At 43.5% G+C, this 26,419-nt stretch carries 22 protein-coding genes and 1 pseudogene; 22 read left to right on the plus strand and 1 reads right to left on the minus strand.

Going from position 1 to position 26,419, the window contains the following annotated elements:
• Positions 1-343 precede the first annotated feature (343 nt).
• The 6 genes from ABEQ74_RS12455 to ABEQ74_RS12480 all read left to right on the plus strand — a co-directional run bounded on the left by ABEQ74_RS12455 (position 344) and on the right by ABEQ74_RS12480 (position 9,437).
• Positions 344-1,711: a cytochrome ubiquinol oxidase subunit I gene (locus ABEQ74_RS12455; protein ID WP_430122495.1), complete on the plus strand. Its 1,368-nt coding sequence runs from the start codon at positions 344-346 to the stop codon at positions 1,709-1,711.
• Positions 1,708-2,721 carry a cytochrome d ubiquinol oxidase subunit II gene (locus ABEQ74_RS12460; RefSeq protein ID WP_430122496.1) on the plus strand — a complete coding sequence of 338 codons (1,014 nt, stop codon included), beginning with the start codon at positions 1,708-1,710 and terminating at the stop codon, positions 2,719-2,721. The genes ABEQ74_RS12455 and ABEQ74_RS12460 overlap by 4 nt, the downstream gene beginning before the upstream one ends.
• Before the next feature lie 68 nt (positions 2,722-2,789).
• Entirely contained in the window at positions 2,790-4,565 is a 1,776-nt protein-coding gene (cydD, locus tag ABEQ74_RS12465; RefSeq protein WP_430122497.1) for a thiol reductant ABC exporter subunit CydD, read from the plus strand.
• On the plus strand, positions 4,562-6,289 hold the full coding sequence (cydC, locus tag ABEQ74_RS12470; RefSeq protein WP_430122498.1) for a thiol reductant ABC exporter subunit CydC: 1,728 nt from the start codon (positions 4,562-4,564) through the stop codon (positions 6,287-6,289). Before cydD ends, cydC begins: the two co-directional genes overlap by 4 nt.
• A gap of 166 nt (positions 6,290-6,455) precedes the next feature.
• Entirely contained in the window at positions 6,456-7,331 is an 876-nt protein-coding gene (locus tag ABEQ74_RS12475) for an aldose 1-epimerase family protein (RefSeq protein ID WP_430122499.1), read from the plus strand.
• A 366-nt stretch (positions 7,332-7,697) separates the two neighbouring features.
• Complete coding sequence (locus ABEQ74_RS12480) at positions 7,698-9,437, plus strand: ABC-F family ATP-binding cassette domain-containing protein (RefSeq protein ID WP_430122500.1); 1,740 nt, start codon at positions 7,698-7,700, stop codon at positions 9,435-9,437.
• Positions 9,438-9,706: 269 nt separating this feature from the next.
• Here ABEQ74_RS12480 and ABEQ74_RS12485 read toward each other — a convergent pair.
• Positions 9,707-9,982, minus strand: a pseudogene (locus ABEQ74_RS12485) (GlsB/YeaQ/YmgE family stress response membrane protein).
• 155 nt (positions 9,983-10,137) lie between these two features.
• On the opposite strand from ABEQ74_RS12485, the gene ABEQ74_RS12490 reads away from it, so the two are divergent.
• The 16 genes from ABEQ74_RS12490 (at position 10,138) to ectB (ending at position 26,357) form a co-directional block, all read left to right on the plus strand.
• The gene (locus ABEQ74_RS12490) at positions 10,138-10,845 is read left to right on the plus strand and encodes a response regulator transcription factor (protein ID WP_430122501.1); all 708 of its coding nucleotides are present in this window, start codon (positions 10,138-10,140) and stop codon (positions 10,843-10,845) included.
• Positions 10,846-10,916: 71 nt separating this feature from the next.
• The gene (locus ABEQ74_RS12495; RefSeq protein ID WP_430122502.1) at positions 10,917-12,269 is read left to right on the plus strand and encodes a sensor histidine kinase; all 1,353 of its coding nucleotides are present in this window, start codon (positions 10,917-10,919) and stop codon (positions 12,267-12,269) included.
• A 116-nt stretch (positions 12,270-12,385) separates the two neighbouring features.
• Entirely contained in the window at positions 12,386-13,102 is a 717-nt protein-coding gene (locus ABEQ74_RS12500) for a hypothetical protein (protein WP_430122503.1), read from the plus strand.
• 1,342 nt (positions 13,103-14,444) lie between these two features.
• Positions 14,445-16,022 (plus strand): discoidin domain-containing protein, encoded by a 1,578-nt coding sequence (locus ABEQ74_RS12505; RefSeq protein ID WP_430122504.1) that lies wholly within the window; start codon positions 14,445-14,447, stop codon positions 16,020-16,022.
• Between the two features lie 51 nt (positions 16,023-16,073).
• The gene (locus ABEQ74_RS12510) at positions 16,074-17,606 is read left to right on the plus strand and encodes an amino acid adenylation domain-containing protein (RefSeq protein ID WP_430122505.1); all 1,533 of its coding nucleotides are present in this window, start codon (positions 16,074-16,076) and stop codon (positions 17,604-17,606) included.
• A gap of 46 nt (positions 17,607-17,652) precedes the next feature.
• A complete protein-coding gene (locus ABEQ74_RS12515; RefSeq protein ID WP_430122506.1) occupies positions 17,653-17,913 on the plus strand; it encodes a phosphopantetheine-binding protein in 261 nt (86 codons plus the stop codon).
• 18 nt (positions 17,914-17,931) lie between these two features.
• Positions 17,932-18,978 carry a hypothetical protein gene (locus ABEQ74_RS12520; protein WP_430122507.1) on the plus strand — a complete coding sequence of 349 codons (1,047 nt, stop codon included), beginning with the start codon at positions 17,932-17,934 and terminating at the stop codon, positions 18,976-18,978.
• 19 nt (positions 18,979-18,997) lie between these two features.
• Positions 18,998-19,885, plus strand: a complete 888-nt coding sequence (locus ABEQ74_RS12525; RefSeq protein WP_430122508.1) for a phytanoyl-CoA dioxygenase family protein — start codon at positions 18,998-19,000, stop codon at positions 19,883-19,885.
• Between the two features lie 48 nt (positions 19,886-19,933).
• Entirely contained in the window at positions 19,934-20,677 is a 744-nt protein-coding gene (locus ABEQ74_RS12530; RefSeq protein WP_430122509.1) for a YqcI/YcgG family protein, read from the plus strand.
• A 24-nt stretch (positions 20,678-20,701) separates the two neighbouring features.
• Positions 20,702-21,880 (plus strand): DUF4915 domain-containing protein, encoded by a 1,179-nt coding sequence (locus ABEQ74_RS12535; RefSeq protein ID WP_430122510.1) that lies wholly within the window; start codon positions 20,702-20,704, stop codon positions 21,878-21,880.
• A gap of 49 nt (positions 21,881-21,929) precedes the next feature.
• A complete protein-coding gene (locus tag ABEQ74_RS12540; protein WP_430122511.1) occupies positions 21,930-22,457 on the plus strand; it encodes a DinB family protein in 528 nt (175 codons plus the stop codon).
• Between the two features lie 67 nt (positions 22,458-22,524).
• The gene (gene cysC / locus ABEQ74_RS12545; RefSeq protein WP_430122512.1) at positions 22,525-23,172 is read left to right on the plus strand and encodes an adenylyl-sulfate kinase; all 648 of its coding nucleotides are present in this window, start codon (positions 22,525-22,527) and stop codon (positions 23,170-23,172) included.
• Between the two features lie 23 nt (positions 23,173-23,195).
• Entirely contained in the window at positions 23,196-24,008 is an 813-nt protein-coding gene (gene cysQ / locus ABEQ74_RS12550; RefSeq protein ID WP_430122513.1) for a 3'(2'),5'-bisphosphate nucleotidase CysQ, read from the plus strand.
• A 63-nt stretch (positions 24,009-24,071) separates the two neighbouring features.
• On the plus strand, positions 24,072-24,500 hold the full coding sequence (locus tag ABEQ74_RS12555; protein ID WP_430122514.1) for an ectoine synthase: 429 nt from the start codon (positions 24,072-24,074) through the stop codon (positions 24,498-24,500).
• Positions 24,493-24,996: a diaminobutyrate acetyltransferase gene (gene ectA / locus ABEQ74_RS12560; RefSeq protein ID WP_430122515.1), complete on the plus strand. Its 504-nt coding sequence runs from the start codon at positions 24,493-24,495 to the stop codon at positions 24,994-24,996. The genes ABEQ74_RS12555 and ectA overlap by 8 nt, the downstream gene beginning before the upstream one ends.
• 77 nt (positions 24,997-25,073) lie before the next feature.
• Positions 25,074-26,357: a diaminobutyrate--2-oxoglutarate transaminase gene (gene ectB, locus ABEQ74_RS12565; RefSeq protein WP_430122516.1), complete on the plus strand. Its 1,284-nt coding sequence runs from the start codon at positions 25,074-25,076 to the stop codon at positions 26,355-26,357.
• The last annotated feature ends 62 nt before the right edge of the window (positions 26,358-26,419 follow it).

Here is a 26,419-nt window from a genome sequence, read left to right on the forward strand (position 1 = left end):
CTTGAACATTCAAGGACGAACATGTGTCATTGATTGAATTCGTGGTGAACAAAGATATAATAACCTTACGGTCAGGTTTCGCACTCGTACTTTTGCCTGCATTCAGTACCAGGTTTATACAGGTTCGTCAGATCTCTGTTCGAAGTACGGTATGACACAAGAATGATGTGGGCGTAGCCAATTTAGCATCTTACTTTGTGAAAAAAATCTCTTTTTACATAGTTGAGATCGATCTACACCTTATTCCACCCGAGTATGGATTGCAGATGAACGACGGCAGGCCTGTTCAAAAGATTAATTTACCCCTGGATTAAACAGAAGTTTGAAAGGAGGCAGTATTATTATGGAAATGGACACGGTACTGTGGAGCAGGCTGGTGACAGGTTTGACACTCGCATTCCACGTAATATTTGCAACGATTGGCGTTGGTATACCATTAATGATCGCAATTGCAGAGTTCATCGGGATCCGCAAGAAAGATCCCCATTATACATTGATGGCGAAGAGGTGGGCACGGGGATTTGTCATTACGGTTGCGGTTGGTGTCGTGACCGGTACAATCATCTCCCTGCAGCTGGCCCTGGTGTGGCCGAACTTTATGAAGATGGCTGGGAACGTCATCGCACTGCCGTTATTCATGGAAGTGTTCGCATTCTTTTTTGAAGCTATCTTTCTTGGCATTTATTTGTACACCTGGGATCGATTTAAAAAACCGTATATCCACTGGATGCTGACGATTCCGATTGTGGTGGGGGCAGGCATGTCTGCTGTGTTTATTACGACGGTCAACGGATTTATGAACCAGCCCGAAGGCTTTGTCTTGGAAGCAGGTCAATTCACAGCGGTTGATCCAGTCCAAGCGATGCTGAATACGGCGACGTTCTCCAAGGTATTCCATGTGTTAAGCTCGGCCTATTTGACAGGGGCGATTCTATTAGCCGGAATTGCAGCCTTTGCGATGCTAAGAAAAGGAGTTTCCGCTTATCACAAAAAAGCCTTGAACCTCATGATGGCTGTTGCTTTGTTGTTCGGCATGCTGAACACGCTCGCCGGGGATGTGTCCGCCAAGTTTTTGGCTGAGCACCAGCCGGAGAAGCTTGCGGCGGCAGAGTGGCATTTTGAGACAGAAAGTGGTGCGGACCTGATTCTAATGGGGTGGCTGAATGCCGAGCATGAAGTACTGGGTGCTCTTCATCTGCCGAAACTGCTTAGCTTCCTTGCCTTTGGCGATTTTAATGCAGAGGTAACGGGACTGGAGGAATTCCCGCAGGATGAATGGCCACCACTGCTCGTGCATTACTTGTTTGATTTAATGGCAGGAATTGGATTTGCTCTGGTTGCCATTTCGCTGCTTTATTTCCTGTTTAAGATCTGGAAAAAGCGCAATGAGCTGAACAAATGGATGCTACGACTCATCGCACTCAGCACACCGCTCGCCTTTCTGGGTGTTGAGCTCGGCTGGTTTTATGCAGAAGTTGGGCGACAGCCATGGATTATCCGTGGAGTTATGCGTGTAGAGGAAGCCGCTACGACTTCACCGACGGTAAGAACTTTATTCTTCGTCTTCTTGCTCCTGTACATCTTACTTGGGATCATGTGTGTAATTGTGTTAAGACGCTTGTTCAACAATAAGCCGGCAGAAGTTGAGATGGAGAAATGGTTAAAAGAAAAGCCTAATCAGACTATAGAAAAGGGGGATCCTGCACAATGAGTTACGAATTGATTGGCATCACGGTGCTCTGGCTGTTCTTGTACGGCTATTTAATTATAGCCTCAATTGATTTCGGAGCAGGCTTCTTCGCTTTCTATGCACGTTTGACGAAGCAGGATCATTTGATTAACCGTCTGATTTCCCGCTATTTATCACCCGTTTGGGAGATCACGAATGTATTTTTTGTTTTTTTCTATATTGGTATCGTCGGATTTTTTCCGGACACGGCCTATTATTATGGCGCCGCACTGCTTGTTCCAGCAAGCATAGCGGTGATACTGCTTGCCATTCGCGGCTCGTTCTATGCATTTGAAAATTACGGTTCTAAGAAAAGCCTTGTGTATTTATTTTTATACGGAGCTACAGGGTTACTTATTCCGGCTTCGTTATCCGTGGCGTTGACGATATCTGAAGGCGGCTTTATTGTGAAGCAGGGTGAGACGGTTTCTCTGGATTACTGGGAGCTGTTTACCCATCCGTTATCCTGGAGCATCGTTGGACTCGCCATCGTATCCGTACTGTTCATTAGCGGATCATTTCTAGCATTTTACGCTTCTCGGGCAGAGGATCACGCTGCTCTGAAGCTGATGCGAAACTATGCCCTATTCTGGAGCACACCGACGATTATTCTTGCATTGACAGCATTTATATTTTTGGGTCAACACAATGAACGGCATTTTCAAAATATGATGGATTTATGGTGGCTATTAGGGCTTTCCGTTGCTTTCTTCATGATCGCCATGTGGCTGATATACAACGGTCGCCGATATGGATTAGCTTTTATATGCGTCATGCTGCAATTTTTCACTGCTTTTTTCGCATACGGAATCGGGCACTACCCTTATATTCTGGATCCATACATCACGGTTCAGAGCAGCGCTACTACACCAGCCATGGGCTTTGCGTTAGTTGCTGCATTTATTGGTGGTCTGTTCCTGTTAATCCCGTCCCTGATATTGGTCTTCAAATTATTCCTGTTTGATGCGGATTATGTAAAAGGAAAAAAATAAAGCGGAATTATCCATTACATCGTAGATGAGAATTCATCATAGGCCTGTATATAAAGGAGGAGAAAACTGTGAAAAGGAAATCCAGTCTGATTTCTCAGCAAATGTCATCACAAAGAAAAAATATAGTTCTCCTCGCAGTCATTTCACTTGCGCTTGGTGCAGCTATATTGAGTCAGGCTGGATTACTTGCTGAAGCAGTCCAGCGGGTTTTTGTGGAGCGTGCTACCTTTTCATCGGTTATCGTGCTGCTTGGCCTGCTTCTGGTTGTTATGGTTGTACGCACGCTGTTGTCATATGGAAACGGTAAAGTTGGACTGCGTATGGCTGCCACGGCCAAGACGAATATGCGAGCAGCCGTATTGCAGAACTTGACTCATGCCTCCATGCCTTCAACCCTTCGTGGACAGACAGGAGGGAAGGTCAGTCTTGCACTAGATGCTGTGGATGAGGCTGACAGTTATTTCAGTCAATACATGCCCCGTATGATGGAAGCGGCGATCATCCCTATTTTGATTCTCATCGTTACATTTACTGAGCATGCCAACACAGGTTTCATTATGCTGTTTACAGCCCCGTTCATCCCGCTGTTCATGATTTTGGTGGGGCTTAAAACGAAGAACAAATCCGAAGAAAAATATGCACAGCTGGCCGAGTTCTCTGGTACATTTCTGGATTCTCTTCAAGGACTGGTGACGCTAAAAATATTCGGACGTGCTCACCGGCAGCAGCAGGAGATTGAACGCAGCAGTCTGGGCTACCGAGATGCCACGATGGGCATTTTGAAGATTGCATTTACGAATACCTTCATGCTGGAGTCGATCGTGATGCTAAGTATCGGCATTGTCGCGCTCGAACTGGCCATCCAGCTGCTCGTTTTCAAATCGATGACGTTCCACACCGCGTTTCTTGTTTTGCTGCTCGTTCCCGAGTTCTACAGCCTGTTAAAGAATACGGGAACCGCCTTTCACAGCGGTCGAACAAGTATGGGCGCTATTCATAAGGTGGAGGAAATGCTTGAGGAAACTGCAGGAATGAGCGAAGACCCGAATAGCACTGAAGGTGCAGGACCATCCGATAAAATCGCCCGGATCGACAACATGCCGCCAATCATGGAACTGGACCATCTCCGGTTTCAATATGCTTCTGATTCTTTCGAGCTTAAGACGGGAGAGATCACGATGGGTCCGGGAGAACATATCGCTATCGTTGGCAAAAGCGGCTCCGGCAAAACGACTTTGCTCCATCTCATTGCAGGTTTGCTGAAGCCAGCATCGGGAACGGTTCGGGTGAATGGAAGCCCGCTCCCCCAATTGGATGAGGATGCATGGTTTAAGCATGTTAGCTACATTACACAGCATCCGTATATTTTTGCAGGCACATTGGCTGAAAATATTGCAATTGGTGCTGGTGGGAACATTACCCGTGCTGAAATAGAGCGGGCAGCGGAGGAAGCCGGGCTTGCTACGCTTACAGCCCAATTGGAGCATGGACTGGATACCTTTGTTGGTGAAGGAGGCAGGGGACTATCTGGCGGGGAAAGACAGCGGCTTGCCTTGGCACGAGCCTTTTTGAAGCAGCCTGCCATCATTCTGTTTGATGAGCCTACCGTTGGACTTGATTTGCACACAGAGCAGGTACTTCAACGCTCCATTGCGAAACTGGCAAAAACGGCTACGATGATAACGGTGGCTCACCGATTATATACCATTCAGCAAGCCGACAAGATCTTGTTTATGGACCATGGCGTGTTAGTGGACGCCGGACGGCATGATGAGCTTCTGGAGCGCCTGCCACAGTATGCCGAGATGATCGATATAGAGCGCAAAAGGGGGGAAGCATCATGAATGAACTGGTTGTTCTGTCGAAGGCGATGATTCAGGAGCGAAAAGACATCCTGCTTTCGATTCTGGGTGGATTCATCGCAGGCATAGCGGGGGTGGCACTCTTTTCCGCGAGCGGGTATCTAGTTTCGCAAACCGTTTTTGCGCCACCGCTTTATACTCTGATTGTACTCACCTCGATGGTCAAACTGCTGGGTCTGCTTCGGGCGGCAAGCCGTTATGGAGAGCGCTTGTATTCTCACCGGGCGACGTTCTCAATGCTTTCTCGTTTACGTACCTCCTTTTTTGCCAAGCTTATTCCTTTAACGCCAGGTATATTGAACAAAAATCGAAGCGGGGATTTGCTTGCACGGATCGTTGGGGACGTGGAGAGCTTGCAAAATTATTTCCTGCGAGTGGCTTATCCCCCCATCATCGTTGTCATGGTGTTCTTGGCTACCGTGCTGTTTACCTCTGCCTTTTCGTTCTGGATTGCTCTTCTGTTTGTAATAGGCATGCTCGCGGCGGGATTCGTTGTACCGGGCATTGTTTTGCTCGGGCAGCGGAGAATACATGAACGCGTTCGCGAGCAGCGGGCGCAGCTTTCCACGGAAGTCACCGAAGTGTTGTATGGTTTCCGGGACTTAAAAGTATACGGGCAATTGGCACAGCGGGAGCAGCAGCTTCAGCAGGCTTCCGCTACACTAGCAGCTGAGCAAAAGCAAGCAGCAGGGAACTTGCTCCGCGGGCAAGCGATGCACGCTTTGGTTACTTTTCTCATTTCCTGGGGGGTACTCGCGCTTGGAGCCTACTTGATTATGGACGGAGCGCTTGCCGGGGTGTTTCTTGCTATGCTTATCATGGCCTCGTTAACCGTATTTGAAGAAGCGGCGGCGATGGCTACATTACCCGCGTATAAGGAGGATAGCGAACACGCAGCCAAACGACTGACGGAAACGGTTAAGCCCACCGACGTGCAGTCTTTGCAGCCAGCGGGCGCATTGTCTCTTGATCAAATCTTTTCAATAGAGCTATCCGATGTTACGTTTCAATACGAAGGGGAGTGGAGGCCGGCGCTTAACGATATTTCCCTGCATATTTCACCCGGCTCCAAAACAGCGATTGTCGGACCGAGCGGATCAGGAAAGTCAACGATTATCGAACTACTGCTCAAGCTGCGTACACCAACGGCTGGCGATATACAACTAAACGGCGTTTCAGTAATGGAACTGGACGAGAAGAGCATCTGGGAAGCGGCTAATGTCGTTTTGCAACAAAGTCATTTCTTCCGGGGAACGATCCGCGATAACTTGCTGCTCGGCGAGGAAGAGCATACTGACGAACAATTGTTGGATGTGTTGACTAAAGTGCAGCTGCCAGATAAATCGTTAACCGATATGGTGTATGAAAAAGGGGAGAATCTATCGGATGGGGAGAAGCAGCGACTGGCTTTGGCGCGAGCAATGCTCCGCAAAGGACGGCTGTGGCTTCTGGATGAGCCCACTTCATCGATGGATTATGTGACAGAGCAGCATGTGATGAAGCATCTCTACGCACAGGCGGCTCAAGATACACTTATCATGATATGTCATCGGCTTACCGGATTGGAAGAGATGGATCGAATTGTGGTCATGGACCAAGGCAAGGTCGTCGAAACGGGTTCCTATTCGGAGTTGATGGAGCAAAGAGGCTATTTTTATGAGATGAAGCAAATCGAGCGGCAAATGATCGGAGAAGCTGCAGTGTAGCGTAAAAAGTAGAAAGCCCAGTGATCTGGATTCAAGACCCGATCACTGGGCTTTGTTTTTATCGAAAACGTCATCCCTATTGAAATGGCTGTCGTTTTCTCAACTCCCTCAAGAACTTTGATATAATATGGGTATCTGATCTATAAGTATGAAAGGGAGTACAACAATGAATAAAATTTTGCGCAGCAGTTCGACGGAAGCTGAGATTAATACCCTTGGGGCGGAACTGATCAGCTTCCGAAAGCTGGATCCGGAAGCTGAATACATCTGGAGCGGTGACGCCACGTATTGGACAGGCCGTTCTCCGGTGCTGTTTCCCATTATTGGTGCGGCCCGGAACGGAGAGATTAAGGTGGATGGTAAAGCCTATAAGATCGGCAATCACGGATTCGCCAGACGCAGCGAATTTACGCTGATCCAAGAAAGCGACACCCACGCGGTTTACCGCCTCTCTTATGATGAGAAAACTCTGGCCAGTTATCCTTATAAATTCAACCTGTATATTACATATAAACTGAATGTAAGCACACTGGAACTTAGTTATCGGGTGGAAAATAGCGATGATCAGGATATCTTCTTCCAGCTCGGGACCCACCCGGCGTTCAATTGTCCGCTTGATGACAACGGTAGCCTGAGCGATTACTATCTGGAGTTCGCTGAACCGGAAAACCTTGAAAGGTTGTTCTTGACTTCGGACGGCCTGCTGATCAGTGGCAAATCGGAGCCCGTTCTGAAACAAGAGACCATCCTGCCTTTGTCCCATGAAATGTTCGCCGAAGGCGCATTGATTTTCCGAAATGTGAGCTCTCGGCAGATTTCGCTTAGAAGCAAGCAAACCGCCAAAAGCGTAGTTGTCACCTATAAGGGTTTTCCTGACCTCGGCATCTGGCAGCCTTTGAACGCTCCCTTCATATGCATCGAGCCTTGGCAAGGAGTAGCGGATAAGGACGTCTTCGAAGGTGAACTTCAAGCTAAAGAGGGAATAATCACCCTGAAGCCGGGGGCGAACTTCACAAGCTCCCTGACCATTGAAATCAACTGACGATCCGAAGGAAGCTGCAGGGATCTCAACTGGTTAAGCTCGGCTCCAGACCATTGCAAAAACCTTCAATCTACAGGAGAGGGCACTGAAGAACAAAGAAGACATTCAACCCCATTTTTAGGAAGGATGTCTTCTTTTTTAGTTCTATTTTATTCAATTTGTCCCTATGTTTTCAATCTGTTCATTAATAATGTCGGGAGACAAGAACATGATGCGTAGGGTGGATCATTGTCATGATATATCGAAGTGAGGGTAAGGGGTAAAAATGAATTGTACTTGGTAGTAAAGAGTGTTACTCTAAAAGTCTGTGTTCGACAATACATTTCATAAATAGTCACCATTTTAGTTATAAAGAAAGGCACTACTATGATAAAAGTTGAAAACTTATCCTTCTCATTTCCACAAAAAGAACTATATAAAGACATTTCATTTACGTTAGAAGAGTCACAGCATTGCGCTTTTATTGGAACAAGTGGCAGTGGTAAAAGTACACTGATCGATATACTGATGGATCCAGAAAGATATTTGTTCGAAGGCAAGTTAGAGATAGATCCAACCTGCAAAATTGGGTATGTAAGTCAGTTCTCCCAACTAGACAGAACTAAAGAAACAACTGTTTTTGAATATATCGGAGAAGATTTTATTAAGCTACAAAATGAAATAACATCTATTTGTAATGAAATGGAAACATCATCGGATATTGAGCCGTTACTCGAAAAGTATCAATTCGCTTTAGACGCATTTGATGCAATGGGCGGAGATAATTTTGAGAGTAACATTAATAAGAAGCTAAATCTAGCAAACCTCTTGAAGCTAAAAGATGTTAGGGTATCCGACCTGAGCGGCGGAGAATTCAAACTTATTCAAGTAATGAAGGAAATGCTTAATAGTCCAGACTTAATGATCATGGACGAGCCGGATGTATTTTTAGATTTTGAGAACCTAAATGCGCTTAAAAAACTTATTAATACTCACAAAGGCATACTGCTAGTTGTTACGCACAATCGATATCTATTGAATCATTGTTTCAACAAAATTATTCACCTTGAAAACACGGAGATCCAAGAGTTTGATGGGCGATATATTGAGTATAATTTCTCATTACTTCAGACAAAAATGGAGTTGCAAGAAATCGCAGTCGCTGAAGCTGAAGAAATTGAGAGATACGATAACATTATTGATAATCTTAGAGCTATCGCAACTATTAATTCAGATGCATCTAGAGGTAGAGCGTTAAAAGCTAGAGTTAGATTTCAAGAGAGATTGGAAGCGCGTAGAATTAAGGCACCATTTGTTGATATTAAGCAACCGAATATCAGTTTCGGTATTGAGAATGAAATTGAAGACAGCATTGTTGTAAAAGTCAATAATTATAGTGTTGCCTTTGATGAACTGCTTTTAGAGAATGTTAGCTTTGAGATAAAATCTACGGATAAAGTAGCCATTATTGGTCCAAATGGTACAGGGAAAACGACTTTACTCCGAGATATCTTTAACAATAATCATGATTCCATTGAAATAAATGATGATGTTAAAGTGGCTTATTTATCACAGAATCAAGGCGAAATACTAAAAGATTCTAATACAATACTAGAAGAATTCATCGATGCTGGTTTTAAAACTTATGATGAAGTTAGATCGTATATTTCAAACTATGGCTTTGAAGGCGAAATCGTTAATCAAAAGATTGAATCACTATCTGGTGGAGAAAAAAACATACTTCAATTGGCTAAAGTTTCTGCTAGTAATGCAAACGTATTGCTTCTTGATGAACCGACAAGCCACTTAGACACATATACACAAATTGCACTGGAAAAAGCCATTGAAGACTATAAAGGTGCAATTCTCATGATATCTCATGATTTCTATTCTGTTGTAAATGGTATGGATTATGTATTAATCATTGACAATAAGACGATTAGAAAAATGACTATGAAAAAATTTAAACAGATGATTTATGCTAGTCACTTTGATAAAGACTATTTAGAAGCGGAACAAAATAAAAAAGCAGTTGAAATGAAAATAGAATTGGCTTTAAAAGATACTAATTTTGAATTTGCAAAAGTATTGGTTGATGAGCTAGAAGAGCTAATTAAGTTGCTTTAAATTACAACTCTCTGATTGAAATGATTACAAGAAAGTGAAGTCAGTTACAGTGAGTAGCTGTCTTTAGTATTTCAAGCAAAGCCTCCAAAGGGAAAAATAATCTCCCAGAAAGTAAAAGTGGAGGTACTAAGACTTTAGATGTCAGCTCGAATAATGGAGACATAAACCTTGAATTTGTTTCTTAGTCATTAATTATATATAAATTTAAGTCTGGTATGGATTAAAAACTTATGAAAAGTCTGCCGTGAACCGTTTGATTATCGAAAGGTTCATGGCAGACTTTCTTTTATCAACGCACAATAAAATCTCAAATCGGTGCGTGCCAGAGCGAAGAAGATGAGCAGTGCAATTATTGAGCCAACGATGGCTGGAATAATATGAAATCCGCCAATCACATGCCCCCTTGGTCCCAGCAATCCCGTTCCTAACCAGGAACCGATAAAACCCGCAATAATTCACAAGTACACCGCCCGGTACGTCCCAATCAAGTTGCCGCTTAACCAGCCAATAAGTCCACCAACAATGAGTACCCAGAGCTGATCCATGGATTATTCTCTTTTCTTCGGGTTTATTACAAGTTATGTTGGGCTCAGTGGAATGTACCCCATCTTCCAGTTGGTGGAGGAATTTAAAGTGTCTGTGCTAAGATGAGGGGTAAATTATGATTCAAGCTGGGGAACAAGGCTAGAAGGGGTGCACATTGAAGAAAATACTTGTCATTGACGATGAAGTCGCAATCAGAGATTTAATTGAGCTCGTACTGAGAAGAGAAAACTACGTCGTTCAAACGGCTGAAAACGGTAAAATAGCCCTGCAGCTGCTGGATGCTTTTGGGCCGGACCTGGTGGTGCTTGATTTGATGCTGCCTGACTGCTCCGGATATGACCTGTGCAAGGAAATCACCGGGAAACGTGCCGTTCCTGTGATCATGCTCTCTGCCAAAAATGAGGTAATCGACAAGGTGTTGGGACTAGAGCTAGGGGCGGAAGATTACATGACCAAACCCTTTGACAATCGTGAATTGCTCGCTCGGATCAAGGTGATTCTGAGAAGAAACGAGAGCAAGGAGGAATCAAGTGAAGGAACAGAAGTGAAATCTACACGCATCATTCATGAAGAACTGACATTTGATCTGGAAAGCCGAAGGGTGCTGAAAAACGGTGTACCCGTGTCTTTAACGGCCAAAGAGTTTAAAATTCTGGAAACGTTACTCAAAAGGCCAGACAAAATCTTTACCCGGGATGAGCTGCTGCAGATCGGATGGGGATATGACTTTATGGGAGACAGTCGCAGTGTGGATATGACCATCATGCGATTACGGAAGAAGCTGGAGGATAACGCGGACGAACCGAAGTATGTCAAGACAATCTATGGATTTGGCTATCAACTTGGAGGTGGTGAGGCCTGAAGTATGCAACCCGGTTACTGCTGAATTATTTATTTTTCTCCGTGCTGTCCTTTGGCATCATCATTTTTGCGGTGAATAAAGCCATTGATTACTACAGCTTCATTACCATTGAAAAACAGATGATGGAGAAGGCGGATCTGTCCGAGTTGTCCTTCCGTGAGGTGTTGGCACAGCATAGATCATCGACAGGAGAGCCGCAGACAAAAGAAATCGTCAGACTTGCTCTGGAGAAGCTGAAAGCTTCAGGCAAGGAAGTACGTATCTATGATACCTCCAAGCAGTTGCTGGGCTTGGCTGTGGATGGCATCATCATTAATGATGGCAAACCTCTTATTTTTGAAAAGAATATTGAGAAAGCCCTGAGCGGCAGTTATGCCTACACCGTAACGGAAGATCATCTGCTTTATTTTGCCACTCCCATTCAGGATCAATACTACCAAAACGCTTATGTGTATGAGTTCGTGGAGGACATTTCCTACTTTTATGCGATTATGGATCAAATCCGTTATATCCTGTTTGCGGGTGCAGGCGGATTTATTGTACTGATTACGTTATCCAGTCTGTGGATTGCCCAGAGCACAACCAAGCCGATTAAGCTGTTGCTTGGCGCTGCGCAAAGTTTCTCTAGACAGGAGTTTCGGAGAGTTCATCTAAACCGGAAGGATGAGCTGGGCATGCTGGCAGATGGGCTGGATTCCATGGGGCGGCAGCTTCATGATTACATTCAGTACCAGAAACAATTTGTCTCCAACGTATCTCACGAGTTAAAAACACCATTGGCAGCAATTCGTGGTTTCTCTCAATACTTGTATGAAGGGGAGAACGAGAACAAGGAGCTGCAAAAAATCTATGCTCATGTGCTGCAGGAATCGGATCGGCTGACGCGCTTGATTAATGAACTGTTGTTGCTATCCCGATTCGACAAGGCTGGTTCTAACGAACTGGAAGCCCGGAAGACGGAAATGAACGAACTGATTCAGCAAGTCGCAACGAGTATGGGTGCCAAGGCCAAAGATAAAGGAATCGAGATTATGTTCAGGGAGGCGGAAGCGGAACCGGAGGATAAGCTTCTGACGAGAGTCCACGCCAACGTGAATCCAATGCTGATGTCCCATGCGATCGCCAACCTTGTGGACAATGCCATCAAATATTCAGGCAGTCCATCGCTAATCGAATTGAAGCTTACACATACACCAAGCGAGGTAGTTATACGGATACGTGATCAAGGTATCGGTATCGCGGGCGATGAGCTGGAGAGAGTGCAGGAACGCTTTTACCGGGCGAAAAATGCAAGCACAGCGAACGGTTCAGGTCTTGGACTTTCGATTTGCAAAGAGATTGTAGAGCGGTTTAATGGATATATCGACATGGAAAGTCAAATCGGGGAAGGAACGACCGTTACGATTGTGTTACCCCGTGCGTAAACACGCGCGTAAATAGTTAACGTTACAAGATTGATACAATTCTGTTATGAGACTAACAAATGCTTTTTTTATAATCACTTCATAAGAAGAAATCACACATTTATGGAGGGATCATGATGAAATTGATAAACAAAGCTACAGCTGTTATCCTGCTGAGTATTTTACTAACGATGGCACTGACGGGCTGTCAGTTCAATGGTGCCAAGTCGCCAGAAGCGACGCAGAACTCGGCTGAAAAAAACTCGCCCAACGAACAGACCAAAGGTGAAGGAGCATCCAATTCTACTGCGCCTGCTTCAGAAAATTCGGAAGGACAGAGTGCTGAAGCTATTAAGGAAGGTTCGATGAAGAAGGAAGGCAATGTGGTGCTGAAGGAGCTTGCTTTTGTCTATAATGAGCACACCATTGCGATTTCGGATACAGCGAATGAAGATCAGATGGAACAGATGCTGGGCAAACCGGATAACCTGAAATCTCATACGTACCGTGCCGACGATGGAACAAACATGGATACATTAATCGGTTTTACAGAAAAGGTTTATACGTATCCTGGTCTGGAGATTAAAACAATCAGTATACCGGAGGGGAAACAAGACTCCATCTTTCATATCGAAATTACAGATTCTAAGTACGCGACAGTGCGAAACATTAAAGCAGGAGATAGCCTGGATACACTCAAAAACGCCTACCCTGAGGGAAAACTGCTTGGTGATGGAGCATCTAATGAGGAGGATGACTTCCGTTACGAGCCATCCAATTATGTGGATGTGATGTCGTTTCATATCAAGGATGCCAAGGTGGAGAGCATTCAGATCTACAGCCTTCTGGACTAATATTTAGTGATCGATGTTGGTAAGCCATTCGTACGATTCACCTTTAATAGCTAGCGTAACATTGGAGATAAAAGAAGGGACCTTTTGGAGTTAAATGGTTTCAATCATGAGCAAATTCAGCAAACATTGGGTGTTAACTTAACTTCTTGATGAATGTGTTTTTCATGGAGGTGAGTTGATTAATTCATGTCCTGATTGCAGAGAAACGATACCTTTTTTGTTAACCAATAAACAGTTGGATCAAGCTTTTATGTGTAAGTGTGGACATTTACTCGCTAATTTTCATTCTTCTAGTTGGAAAGAATGAAGAGGACCGGACTGTATAAATCAAAATATATTAAATAGGGTTCAAAATAACTCGAACGATTCCTTTAAGGCATGGTTGGGTATAGCAGGGAAGAGAAGTCAAGAAACTAGTGTTCCTCGCTGGGATGATATCGAATTAATGAGGGATTTGTGTTTTCCTAACATAGCATTTAAATACGCCCATAAGGATGAATATACAACTCAAAAAAATCGGTTGATCTATATGTTAAAAAATTGAATTTTCAAAAAAACCGTTGATGATTAAGTTTCCAACGGTTTTTTTTATACCGATTTAGTGGAAGAAATCAAAAAGAGAAAAGGGCAAATTACGGGAAAGGGTACAAGTTCTTGTCCTCCGGCATGATGGAATGCTGTCGGGTGACAAACGGGCAGTAGAACGCAATGCAAGATACCTCATGGAATGTGATTGTATCTCAAAAAAGTTTCAGCTTACGTGACACAATAGCTTAAATCAAATGGAGCAGAATCATCAGTCGAAAATTGCTCCATTTTTCAATTGAATATACATGTATGAATGCAAGATGTTGACTCGTTCAACACATGGCGAGTTCGACTTTTTATTTAGGTCAACACGAATGAATCCCAGATTGTAATCGAAACGGCTGCTGAGCACTGGGCGACAAAAACAACTTATAGGCTGGACAGACAAGTCGACCAACTGGTACGGGGATCCGAGCCTTAGACAAGAACCAAATTCAAGCAAAGAACGCACAACTCGACTTATACGATGAACCTATACGCAAGCTTAACTGAGTAAAAAAACCTCAAAAGTGACAAAAATAGTAGGATTCTGTCATATTAATACAATGGATAAAATAGTATATTTATTGATATGAGTCTATATAAGTATAGATTTGGATTTTCTGAGAGATCGTATACAAGAAAAGGATAATATAAAAATTTTCAAGGGGAAGTTTGGTTTATAAAAGAGCGGCACAACCTGCTATTTTTCATTCTTCGTTAGCCCCTCGCTATCAGACTTGGCCAAGAATAGAGACGTATGGAGGAAAATCACTTGAGTATCATTGATAGCTCATTGTTTTATAGTTTTATTAGCTGCAGAAAAGGACAATATTTCCAAAACCTGTCTCACACTGTAGACGTTACCCCTTTTTTCTGGAATTCCTTTGAAGATATCAAGGAAATCTACGAGCATATTATTGTGCAAGGGGGAAGCGGATGGACCTATCCATGGAATACGAATCCGATATCCCCGCAGGCGGGGGTTCATGAAGTTGTTGAACCATTCGTCACTTTTGAAGAAGCAAAGAATGAGATTGATCGTTTACTAAGCCAAAACAAACATATTTTTATCTACATTCGGAATCGTTTTGTTCCCCATATGGTTCTAACCGGCAGTGAGCTGGAAGGTACACATTCAATAACTCTAATTTCTCACGATGCCGGTGAGGACATCTATAGAGTGTGGGATTATCCTTTTGATAAAGAGTACGAACTACACATCATTCAGGAAGCTTGCAATCATTCAACCATTAAAGAATTTAGTTATATTACAATCGACAAAAACGAATATGATAGGTTTCAACAAAATACCAAAAATGACTTTAAACAATGGATGCTGAATAGCGATGGCAACTTCCATTATTATGAACGTTTACGAAAGGTAATGAGTGACAGCTGCCCGGCAGCGAAAACATTAATATCGTTTTTTGGGGTTGTAGCATTATCTAGAAAAATGCTCTCTCAGTATATCGAAAAAGAAGAGTACTCCCGCATACATTTTGAAAGATTGCTGCGCATCTCTAATCTGGCCGAAATCATCAAGCAAAAATTGGTCAGGCTTTCCGTTTCCGAGAATTACAAGATTGAAAAGATCTTAACGAATATTGAAGAACTTCAAAAAATGGAGCATGAGTTTTTAGAAGAATTCAAGCGTGAATTGGCTACCGGGATTGAAACGGACTATAAGTCCATAAAGCCGGCAGCACCGGCACAAATAAATGTAAAACATCTAACGGATACGAGTGCATGGCTCACTTGGGATAATAGCCGCGGCGAAATCGAGATGTTAAAATATAACATTTATGTGGATCATACTTTTTATGGAACTTGTGCCGCCGATAACATTATCATCGGAAACCTCTCCCCGGACAGCGTTTATTCCATTAGTATCGAAAGTGTAAATAAATGGAATCAGAGCAGCAATGAAAGAGCTAGCGTGCAAGTTAAGACGACGCCATTGTTAGAAGAGGGCAATCTTTCACGGTATAAGCCTGTATACGCATCGTCGGAGGAAAATGATCTGTTCGTGGCTGCGAACACGGTAGACCAGCAAGGGGCTACCCGTTGGAGCAGTTTGCACAACGATTCAGAATGGATTTATGTTGATCTTGGGCGAGTGAAAAAATTCTCCTGTGTTTTATTAAATTGGGAAAATGCTTGCGCTGCCGAATATAAATTGCAAACCTCCAACGATGGAGAAAAATGGAACGATATTTACCATAATCAAAACGGTAAAGCGGGAATTATTGAAATTAACCTCGCAGAGGCTTCTGCTAGATATATCAAAGTGTTAGGAATACGCAGAGCCTCGGTATATGGCTATTCGCTATGGGAGATATCCGTATTCTGAACTTCGTGAGAAACAGAGGAACTATCATTTTATAGTGGAGGATTCCTATTTATGAGTGCATCAACAGCATGCATACCGCAGTTATTCGAAGAAATAGTGTCGCGTTATCCAGATCGGAAAGCCGTACAGTTTGATAAACAGTCCATGTCTTATCAAGAGTTAAATGATGAAGCAAATAAAGTAGCGGGAAAGCTGCTGGAGATCGGTGTAAAGCCTCAGCACTGTGTCGGGGTATTCATAGAGAGATCCTTTCAGTTGATCTCGTCTATACTCGGCATACTAAAAAACAGGGCGGTTTATGTTCCATTTTCAGTAGAATATCCGGAAGAGCGAGTCAGATACATAATCGAAGATGCTGGAATCCAGATCGTGATTACGCAAGAGAACTTAATGCCCATGTTTGAAAACATAACAGGGCTTACCCTGTTGAATATAAACGACATAGGGCAATATCATCCATTGTCTAACCATAAAATAGAGCAACAATCCTACAATGCCGACGATACTGCCTATGTTTTGTATACTTCGGGCACGACTGGCTATCCAAAAGGCGTGGCTATCCAGCATTCAGGCATTTGCAACCGGCTCTTATGGATGAAAGAAACTTATCAATTACAACCCCATGAAGTTTTGCTTCACAAGGCTCCGATTGGCTTTGACGTATCGATTTGCGAAATATTTTATCCTTTGACAAGCGGGGCTGTATTGGCTGTCGCTAAACCGGACAGTAATAAAAATATTCGCAAGCTGATTTCAGAGATCAAAGAAAACCAAGTGACCATGGTTCATTTTATTCCGCCTTTGCTTGACCTCTTCTTGGATTATATTAAACCCGGCGATTGCGAGTCTTTAAGAATACTTGTGTGCGGCGGGGAGAAATGGTCATTTTCTCTTGGGGAAAAGACATTGGAAAAACTAAATGTAGAGCTTTACAACGGCTACGGTCCCACGGAATCGTCAGTCGGTGTCGCTTACTGGAAATTTGACGGCATGTATCCTGATCGGCTCGTTCCAATTGGAAAACCAATTGCGAACACAAAATTTTATGTTTTGAATGAACAGCTCGAGTATGTGAAGGAAGGCGAGATTGGAGAACTATGCATATCTGGCATTTGTCTGTCTAGCGGATACCTGAATAAACCGGATGTAACCAATATGAAATTCGTTTCTAATCCCCATAACCATGACAATGCGCCATCGTATGCTAGATTATACCGATCGGGAGATCTGGTTCGTCAACTGGAAGATGGCAATATCGTATACGTTGGCCGGACAGACGGGCAAGTGAAGCTTCGCGGAATGAGATTAGAGCTGGGAGAGGTCGAAAATGCTCTGCTGGCTAATGAAGCTGTCTCTGCGGCAGTTGTTTTGTACCATGAGTCTGGCGGGAGAGCTTTTTTATCCGGTCATGTTGTGCTTTCAAATGGGGATCATGGCCCAAATGAAGAACAGCTCAAGGCTCAACTAAAGGAAAAGCTTCCTGATTATATGATCCCGAATTCTATAACTCTATACAGCAGATTTCCGACGACACTAAATGGGAAAACCGACAAGGAACAATTGAAGCTGCTGGCTGAACAATGATTATTTAAGCAGACCCTAATATTTTTAGAATAGGTGGAGAACTTTTATGAATACACAAATTAACGCTCAAGCTATTACCGATTCAGTAACGCGCATTGTCAATCAGCATCTTCAATCAAGCACAGAAATCAAGCAAACGGACTCCTTAAAAGAACGAGGCATGGATTCTATTGTGTGCATGCGAATTATAGTGGAGCTGGAAAACGAGTTCAATATTGAGATTGAAGATGAAGATTTGCTTATTGAAAACTACGAAAATATGAATACGATTACGGAATTAATGAACAGATTGGTAGCTAAGATTTAAATTTTTGGAGGGGTTCAATTGCAATCGGTTTTGCTTCCGCTAGGCGCGCCGTTATCAAAAGCTTATTCTCATAACGCTTATCAGCTAGCTATTCTGGCGTGCAAAGAAGAAACGCGAACATGGGTTTTTATGAATTACATCAACCTGGTATCGGAAATAGGAAACCGCAATGATCCCATTGCTTTCTATTTGCCGGACTATTCGGGCTGCAATTGGAGCAGTTTGACGCCGTGGTTTGAATATAGCGTATTTACGAGAGATTTTATTAGACAATGCAACCTGAGTTTTAAGGGGCTTGTCAAACATGCAATCTTTAATCAGAACTATATTTTTTTATATGTAAATGAGAAATATATACCGGGAACAGCATGGCATGCCAAAGGCATGGATTTTAATCATAACCTCCTGCTCCATGGGTACAACGAGGCGACGGATGAAGTATCTTTTCTCATCTACGATACGAATAGATCATTAACTGTAAGAAGCATACCTGTAAATGAACTGGAAATGGCATTTTACGATAATACGTACAGTTGTGAAAGAAACGAAAATAGAATGTATTTTCTTAAGTTACGTGAGGATTCCAATTTTAAGCTTAGCTTTGATCTTGACTATGTGATTGAGCAATTGCTGAATTACCAGAGCGGGAAGCAGGCGATTTGTAACGTGATGGATTATCACGCGGACTGCAAGTACAGCTATGGTTTGGCCGTTAATGATCGCATGATCGACCATTTAAACCAGTTGCTTCAAGATCCTGTTGCCAAGCTGCAAGAAAGGGTAATCATCCCGTTGCACCTGCTTATGGAGCATAAACAGATTATGGTCGAGCGCCTGAAATTTATAGCCGAGCTATATCCTCACGCTGACCTGGCTGCTTTCATAGAAGCGTTTGAAAATCTAAAAAAATCTTTCGAGACATTAAGAAATAACGGAATAAAGCTCGAACTGACCGGCAACTCTGCTATTCTATCCAAGATTATAAAAGGAATGGTTGAGCTGAAGGAAAAAGAACGGAATGTACTAACCGATTTGATTAACTATTTGTCTACTATAAACCATTAGAAATGGAGTGCGGTTTGAAGTGAGCTTAAGCGAGGAACAAGTCGAACACTTCATGGAAAAGGGCTGGGTCAAAATTAAAGGAGCCATTCCAAGGGAATTGACACTGGAAGCCCAACAAGAGCTGTGGAATATAGCCGAAAAAAAGTTTGGCATTACGAAAGATCGACAATCTTGGAGCTTGCCCTCATACCAGCTGTCCGAAAATTATAGACACGGTGTATTCGGCCCGTGCAGCACCCCGGAATTGATGGATGCGATCAGAAATTTGATCGGTCACGATCGTTTGGATGAGCGTTATGAGAAAGAAGGCATTCCCTTTGGATGGTGGCCTATCAACGTGGGGGTAGGAGCTGACGAAGATTGGAATGTGCCAATTCAAGCATGGCATTGGGACGGGCTTCACTTCCGTCCTCATGTTAAACATCCCGACCACGGATTGTTAATGTTTGTGCTGTTTTCGGATATTGAGCCTAGAGGCGGAGCGGCCCTGCTCGCTGAAGGTACGCATAAGCTGGTTGTCCAGTTTCTCGAAAACCATTCAGACGGCATGATTGCGTACAAAGAAGATGCCCTCTCTCTCATAGATGAGAGCAATCCTTGGCTGGCTGAACTAACCGGAAACTGTGCGGGAGCTACAGGCGAGGATCGAATCATCAAGTTTATGGAACGAGCGCATTTGGATGAGTCGGGGGCTCAGCTTAAAGTCATTGAATGCACCGGCGAGGCAGGAGATGTGTTTTTGATTCACCCCTTCATCTATCGCACAGGATCTCAGAATCATTCGGGCAAAGCTCGTATCATGTGCAACTTTCCCGTTCCTCTCCAAGAGAAGATGGACCTCAATCGGGAAGGGGATTTGGGCTACTCTATACTGGAGCAAAGCATCCGGCGAGCATTGAATCGGTGATTCCCATGTATCTCTTGCTGGACTAATATTTTTATAAGGAAGTGGCACATGCAAACGAAAGAGAACATTCGGATGTTTACTCAACAAGAAATGAGTGATTTAACCAAGATACCTAAATGGTTAGAAGGGGAGTACAAGACGTTTAGCAGCATTGTTTTGGCTCCCAAATTTCCGTGTTATTTTGGGACGCTCGCTGAAAAAAGGGGCGAAGTCCGATATACCTATATCGAGGAAGATGATTACAGAAAATTACCGCATACTTTAGCTTCTTTTTTAGAATTATCGCGTGCTAACCCGGATAAACGTCAAAATTTAACGGTTTTTTTTGAGCCGGAGAAGAAAGAACAGTCGTTAGAATTTTATAAAAACAAGACATGGGAAGTTCTTCAATATCTGCATAGCCACGATCCTGCCCCGTGGCCGGAAGAAGTCCCCTATGATTCGCAAAATCGATCTTGGGAATTTTGTTTTGACGGGGAGCCGGTATTTGTATTCTCAGCTTCTCCAGCATACAAAAAAAGACATAGCCGCAACTACGGCAACTCCTTGATTTTACTTTTTCAACCGACTAGGCTGTTTAACGGCTTCGAAAGCGACGTTCCCGAAGGAATAAAAGCAAGGAACATTATCCGCACCCGCTTATTGGAATGGGATGATCCCGAAGTCGAAATTCCCGCGGATAGTTCGAAGCTGGGAGAGAAAAAGGATTATTATTGGAAACAATACATTATTTCAGATGATAATGAGCCGATACAGGGCGGTTGCCCGTTCCATATGAAGGATAAAACTTAATTTAACGCAACCAGGAGGAAGGAAATGGATAAAAGGTTTGTGGACTTCAATTATATGTTGAAGCTGAAACAAAAACTAATAGCTTCAGGAAAAGAAGAAGTTATTCTATTTGGCATAGGTTCCGGGCTGGACAAGGTTTATAAAAGCTTACCTTTTTATACGATTAAATATGTGGTAGACACCGATGAGAGTAAGTGGGGGACAATAACCGAGCAAGGACTGGAGATTAAAAGTCCGAACCATTTATTAGAAGAAAAAAAAGACAATATTTTCATTCTCATCACCTCTTCTTCATATTATGAGATCTGCTCACAATTAACGGACTGGGGCTTTCGCGAAGATATTGATTTTGTATATGCGCTCCCGAATGTTCCAATGCCGACAGGGCTTTATCCGAATCAGGAAATCCTTGTGACATGCTGCGGGTCTGGGGGCGGCGTATTTCATATCAATTTGCGAGATGATACGATCACCAAATTGATGAGCGGGGATTTTAGAGGGATTTCTTATGGTCCGAATGGCTATTGCGTATTGAATGAATCCTCAATCTTTTTTCTAGATGAAAAATTTGCCGTATACAAGGAAAAGAAATTGCATGATCGTGATTTTGATTTGCATGGCATCGCTTATGATGATGGACGCTTTTTTATCATTGAAACCGCGACCAATACGTTAACGGTATATGACGAGCATAGCATGGAAATTGAAAAGCAGCTCAATTTAAGCAAGCCGGATGAAGATTTGAATCATATCAATGATATTTTTGTTGGCGAAGAAAGCATATATCTCTCTATGCTTTCTATGAAAGGATTAACTAAAAATCTTTGGACAGATCGACAAGATGGCGCGATCGTCGAATTTGACAAAAAAACGCTGGAGCCAAAAAACATTATCAAACAAAATTTAAATTTTCCGCATAGCGTAAAAGTATATAACGGAGAACTGTATTACTGTGAGTCGCTAAACTTCAATGTAGTGAAAAAAGACGAAGAGTTAGTAAGCTATGGAGGATTTACCAGAGGAATAGAGTCTGACGGCCGCTTGCTTTATATTGGACAAAGCACGTTTCGAAATGCCATTGCGCATACAGTAAAAAGCGTTTCGATGGACGCGGGTATCCACATATTTGATCCGATGCACAGAACAACAAGGATGATCAAACTGGACACGGACAACGTATATGGGATACTGCTCGTGAAGTAATCTGAAGAGGACGACCTGCTCGTCATTTAAATTAAGGGGGGAGCGTTAAGTGCGATACGATTTGAAAGGCGAAATCAATATGTCGCCCATTGTGGGACTGCTATATTCTGCCGTAAAGGAAAACAGCGACCGGCTACAGCTTGTCACTGCCGGCATGTCGCAAGAAGAAGTCGATTATAAGGGGCCCGATGGCTGCAGCAATAGTACGGCGCAGTTGATCAAACATATTTTGTATGTGGACCTTAACTGGGTTTATCGGATAAAAGGACAACCGCTTCCTCTTTCTTTGAAAGTGCAGCATGGCCCGATGATCGATGCGAATGGCAGACTCCCAATGGTTAAGGGAGAACCTTTGCTTACTCTTATATCCGATTATAAAGCGGTCATCACCATGTTGAAGGATACATGCGCGCAATTAACGGATGAGGACCTGAATCGAATCGTGACTTTTGGGCATGAAAATGAAAAGGAAGCAACCGTTCGTTGGGGCATATGGCATATAGCCGACCATAGCCGTTATCATCAGGCGAATATCAACCAGCTTAGAAAATGGTATAAAGAAAATTTGAAGCCATAACACTTTGAAATAGAAGTTTGATTTAATCGAAGTCCTTAAAGTATCGGGGGTTATTCTAATCGATCGAATGACAAATGTTACTGCGAATTGCGAAAGCATTCATCATTCTCTCCATAGCTCCGCCAATATTGTATGGCAAGAGACCGATATTACGAGAGAAATCCGCTCGCAGCAAAAAGGACAACAACCGTTAACATTATGGTTTACGGGTCTTTCTGGTTCAGGGAAATCGACGCTTGCTAACGAAGTTGAAAAGAGATTACTGTTTAACGGAAACCATACCATGCTGCTGGATGGCGATAATATCCGGCTCGGCTTAAATAAAAACTTGGGCTTTGAAGAGAGTGACCGCGTGGAAAATATTCGCCGCGTTGCTGAAGCCGCTAAGTTAATGAATGATGCAGGATTGATTACTCTAGCATCGTTTATATCGCCTTACGAAAAAGATCGTCAAAATGCCAGAGACATTATCGGAAAAGAATATATAGAGATTTATGTCAGCACTCCGCTAGCAGAATGCGAACGGCGCGATGTGAAAGGCTTATACAAAAAAGCGCGCAGGGGGGAGATTCCAAATTTTACAGGCATATCTAGCCTGTATGAAGTGCCCAAAAACCCTGAAATTGAAATTGACACGAGTCAATATTCTTTGGAAGACGCAACGAATTATGTGATGAAAAAAATTGCCCAATATTTAAAACGAGATTATAAATAGCAGAAAAAGGTGGCTGGAAGCAGGTGGGGAATTCCCATTTATACGACCTATTTAATATCTCATTGGAAGCTGGCAAAGAAATAATGGACGTGTATGCACAAGATTTTTACGTGGAATTTAAAGAGGATGATTCCCCATTAACACAGGCGGATAGACGGGCCCATGCTTTGATTATGAGGCGCTTGAATGAGCTAGACTGTACTATTCCGGTGTTAAGTGAAGAGGGACGACAAATTCCGTATAGTGAACGCCGTACATGGACTCGTTTCTGGCTGGTTGATCCAGTCGATGGAACAAAGGAGTTCATCAAGAAAAACGGAGAGTTTACTGTAAATATTGCTTTTATTGAGGGGAATTATCCTACTATCGGCATCATTTATGCCCCGGCATTAGACGTCATTTATTTTGGCCGCAACGGTGATGCTGCTTACAAACTGGAACACGCTTCGAAAGCAACCGTACTCAATGAAGAAGAGCTGATCCGAAAAAGTACAAAGCTGCCGAATTTAAAAGAACATTCAGCTATTCGCGTGGTCGCTAGCCGGTCGCATATGTCGCAGGAAACGGAAGCTTTCATTAAAGATCTGGAAGCAAAGCATGGCGCCATAGAAGTTGTTTCATCCGGCAGCTCCTTAAAGTTTTGCCTCGTTGCAGAGGGGAAAGCAGACTATTATCCAAGGTATGCACCGACAATGGAATGGGATACCGGAGCAGGACAAGCTATTGTTGAAGCAGCGGGCGGAACAGTGACCCACTATGAAGACGATGAACGATTCGATTATAACCGTGCAGACTTGTTGAATGGATGGTTCCTAGTAAAGGGTTCATCCGCTTAGGAGACAATAGGGTTCAAGTTTATTAAGAATCACTTACCAATCCAAATAAGAGGAGCATTTTACATGATCGTAAAGCAACTTGAAGATATTTTAGGAACGGAAAATGACGTAGACACTCCGACATGGAATAGCCGCCGTTTGCTTTTGAAAAAAGACGGCATGGGATTTTCACTGCACGATACGATCATTAAGGCAGGAACCGAGACAATGATCTGGTACAAACATCATGTAGAAGCGGTTTATTGTATTGAGGGAGAAGGGGAAATCGAGGTTGTCCAAGAGAACAAAACGTATCCAATTAAGCCTGGTACGATGTATGCGTTGAATGGGAATGAAAAGCATTTCCTTAGAGCACATAGCAACAGTGACATGCGGATGGTCTGCGTATTTAATCCCCCAATCACCGGACGCGAGGTTCATGACGAGGATGGAGCCTACGCACCGAGTGTTGATGAGCCGGAATTATCCAGTGGAATATCGGGTCATGAATAACTTCCCGCAAAATGAAGCCTTTCAGTTCCGAAAACCTTCGGCAGAAGATGGTTCCCGTGTTTGGCGGTTAATTAAGGAAACTGCGGTTTTGGATTTGAATTCATCCTACTGTTACATTATGCTATGTGACCTGTTTAAGGAGACCTGCGCTGTGGCTGAACAGAACGGGGAACTGGTTGGCTTTGTATCCGCCTTTCAGCCAAGCGAACGAAAGGATACATTGTTCATATGGCAAATAGCCGTAGCTGAATCTGAGCGCGGGCAGGGAGTAGGACTATCCTTATTAAAGCAACTTCTGGAGCGTGAGGAAAACGCCGGGATCCGTACGATTGAGGCAACGGTGTCCACTTCAAATATCCCTTCCCAATCGTTATTCGCCCGTTTGGCAAAAGATTTAGGCTCATCATGCGAGGAAGGCAACGGATATTCTGCCCATTTATTTCCGGGAAATGCGCACGAGGACGAGAATTGGATTCGGATTCAGATCAATGGATAGGGCCGGACGTTTTAGGAAGAGTGTATCCTTTCAAATGATGATAACAATCACGAGTAACGTTTTAGGAGGAAACAAGCATGAGAGAGTTGTTGGACAAGCCGAACATAAGCATTTTCGAAGAGCTTGAATCTGAAGTAAGAAGCTATTGCAGAAGCTTCCCAACTGTATTTACTCAAGCGGAGAACTATAAGCTTCGTGATGTTGCGGGCAAAGAATATATCGATTTTTTTGCCGGCGCCGGCGCTCTGAATTACGGGCATAACAATCCGAAAATGAAAAAAAAGCTGATCGATTATATGATGAACAATGGTATAACGCACAGCTTGGACATGGCGACTTCTGCCAAAGCGGAATTTCTCAAAAAATTTAATCAGGTGATTTTAAAACCCCGGGGGCTGGACTACAAGATTATGTTTCCGGGCCCAACAGGCACAAATTCGGTGGAAAGCGCACTGAAGCTGGCAAGGAAAGTGAAAGGCAGAGAGACGATCATGAGCTTCACGAACGCCTTTCATGGCATGTCGCTGGGCTCTCTTGCGGTTACGGGGAATAAATTCAAAAGAGAGGGGGCAGGTGTGCCCCTGCAACATAGCGTATTTGTCCCTTTTGATAAATATTACGGGGAAGAGGTAGACACTGTTGAGGTTATCGCCAAAATTTTGGATGACCAGTCCAGCGGTGTTTCTATCCCTGCGGCGATTATTTTGGAAACGGTTCAGGGAGAAGGCGGCATCAACGTAGCTCGTTATGAATGGTTGAGAAGAATCGCTGAACTTTGCAAAAACAGAGATATTTTGCTGATCGTTGACGACGTGCAGGCAGGCTGCGGCAGAACGGGAACATTTTTCAGCTTTGAAAAGGCGGGAATTGTTCCGGATATCGTTTGTCTTTCTAAATCAATTGGAGGCTATGGGCTGCCGATGGCCATTACGCTGATTCAGCCAAATTTGGACATTTGGAAGCCTGGCGAACATAATGGAACGTTTCGCGGCAACAACATGGCGTTTGTCGCTGCTGCTGAGGCTCTTTCTTACTGGGAAAATGATGAGCTTTATAACCATGTAGAGAAGAATGGACAGACCGTCCGCCTTTTTTTAGACAAACTAGCGGAAAAATATCCCAATATGAACGGGCAAGTACGGGGAAGAGGGCTTATGCAAGGAATTGCATTTGGAGTTAAAGGACTGGCGGACAAAGTTTGTAGAATCGCTTTTGAGCGCGGGCTGATTATGGAGACCGCAGGAGCTGACAATGAGGTTGCCAAAATTATGCCTCCGCTCACGATTGACCACGAAGGGCTTGTAAAAGGGTTAAACATATTGGCAGACTGCGTGGAGGCTTGCAGCAAGGAGCTCAACTAGCCCATTCCTTGGAAATACTTAGGGGGAAGTCGTATACGCTTTCGCAATAAAGAGCCTTAATT

This window comes from Paenibacillus solani (genome assembly GCF_050475945.1).
Classification (GTDB): Bacteria; Bacillota; Bacilli; order Paenibacillales; family Paenibacillaceae; genus Paenibacillus_AQ; species Paenibacillus_AQ solani_A.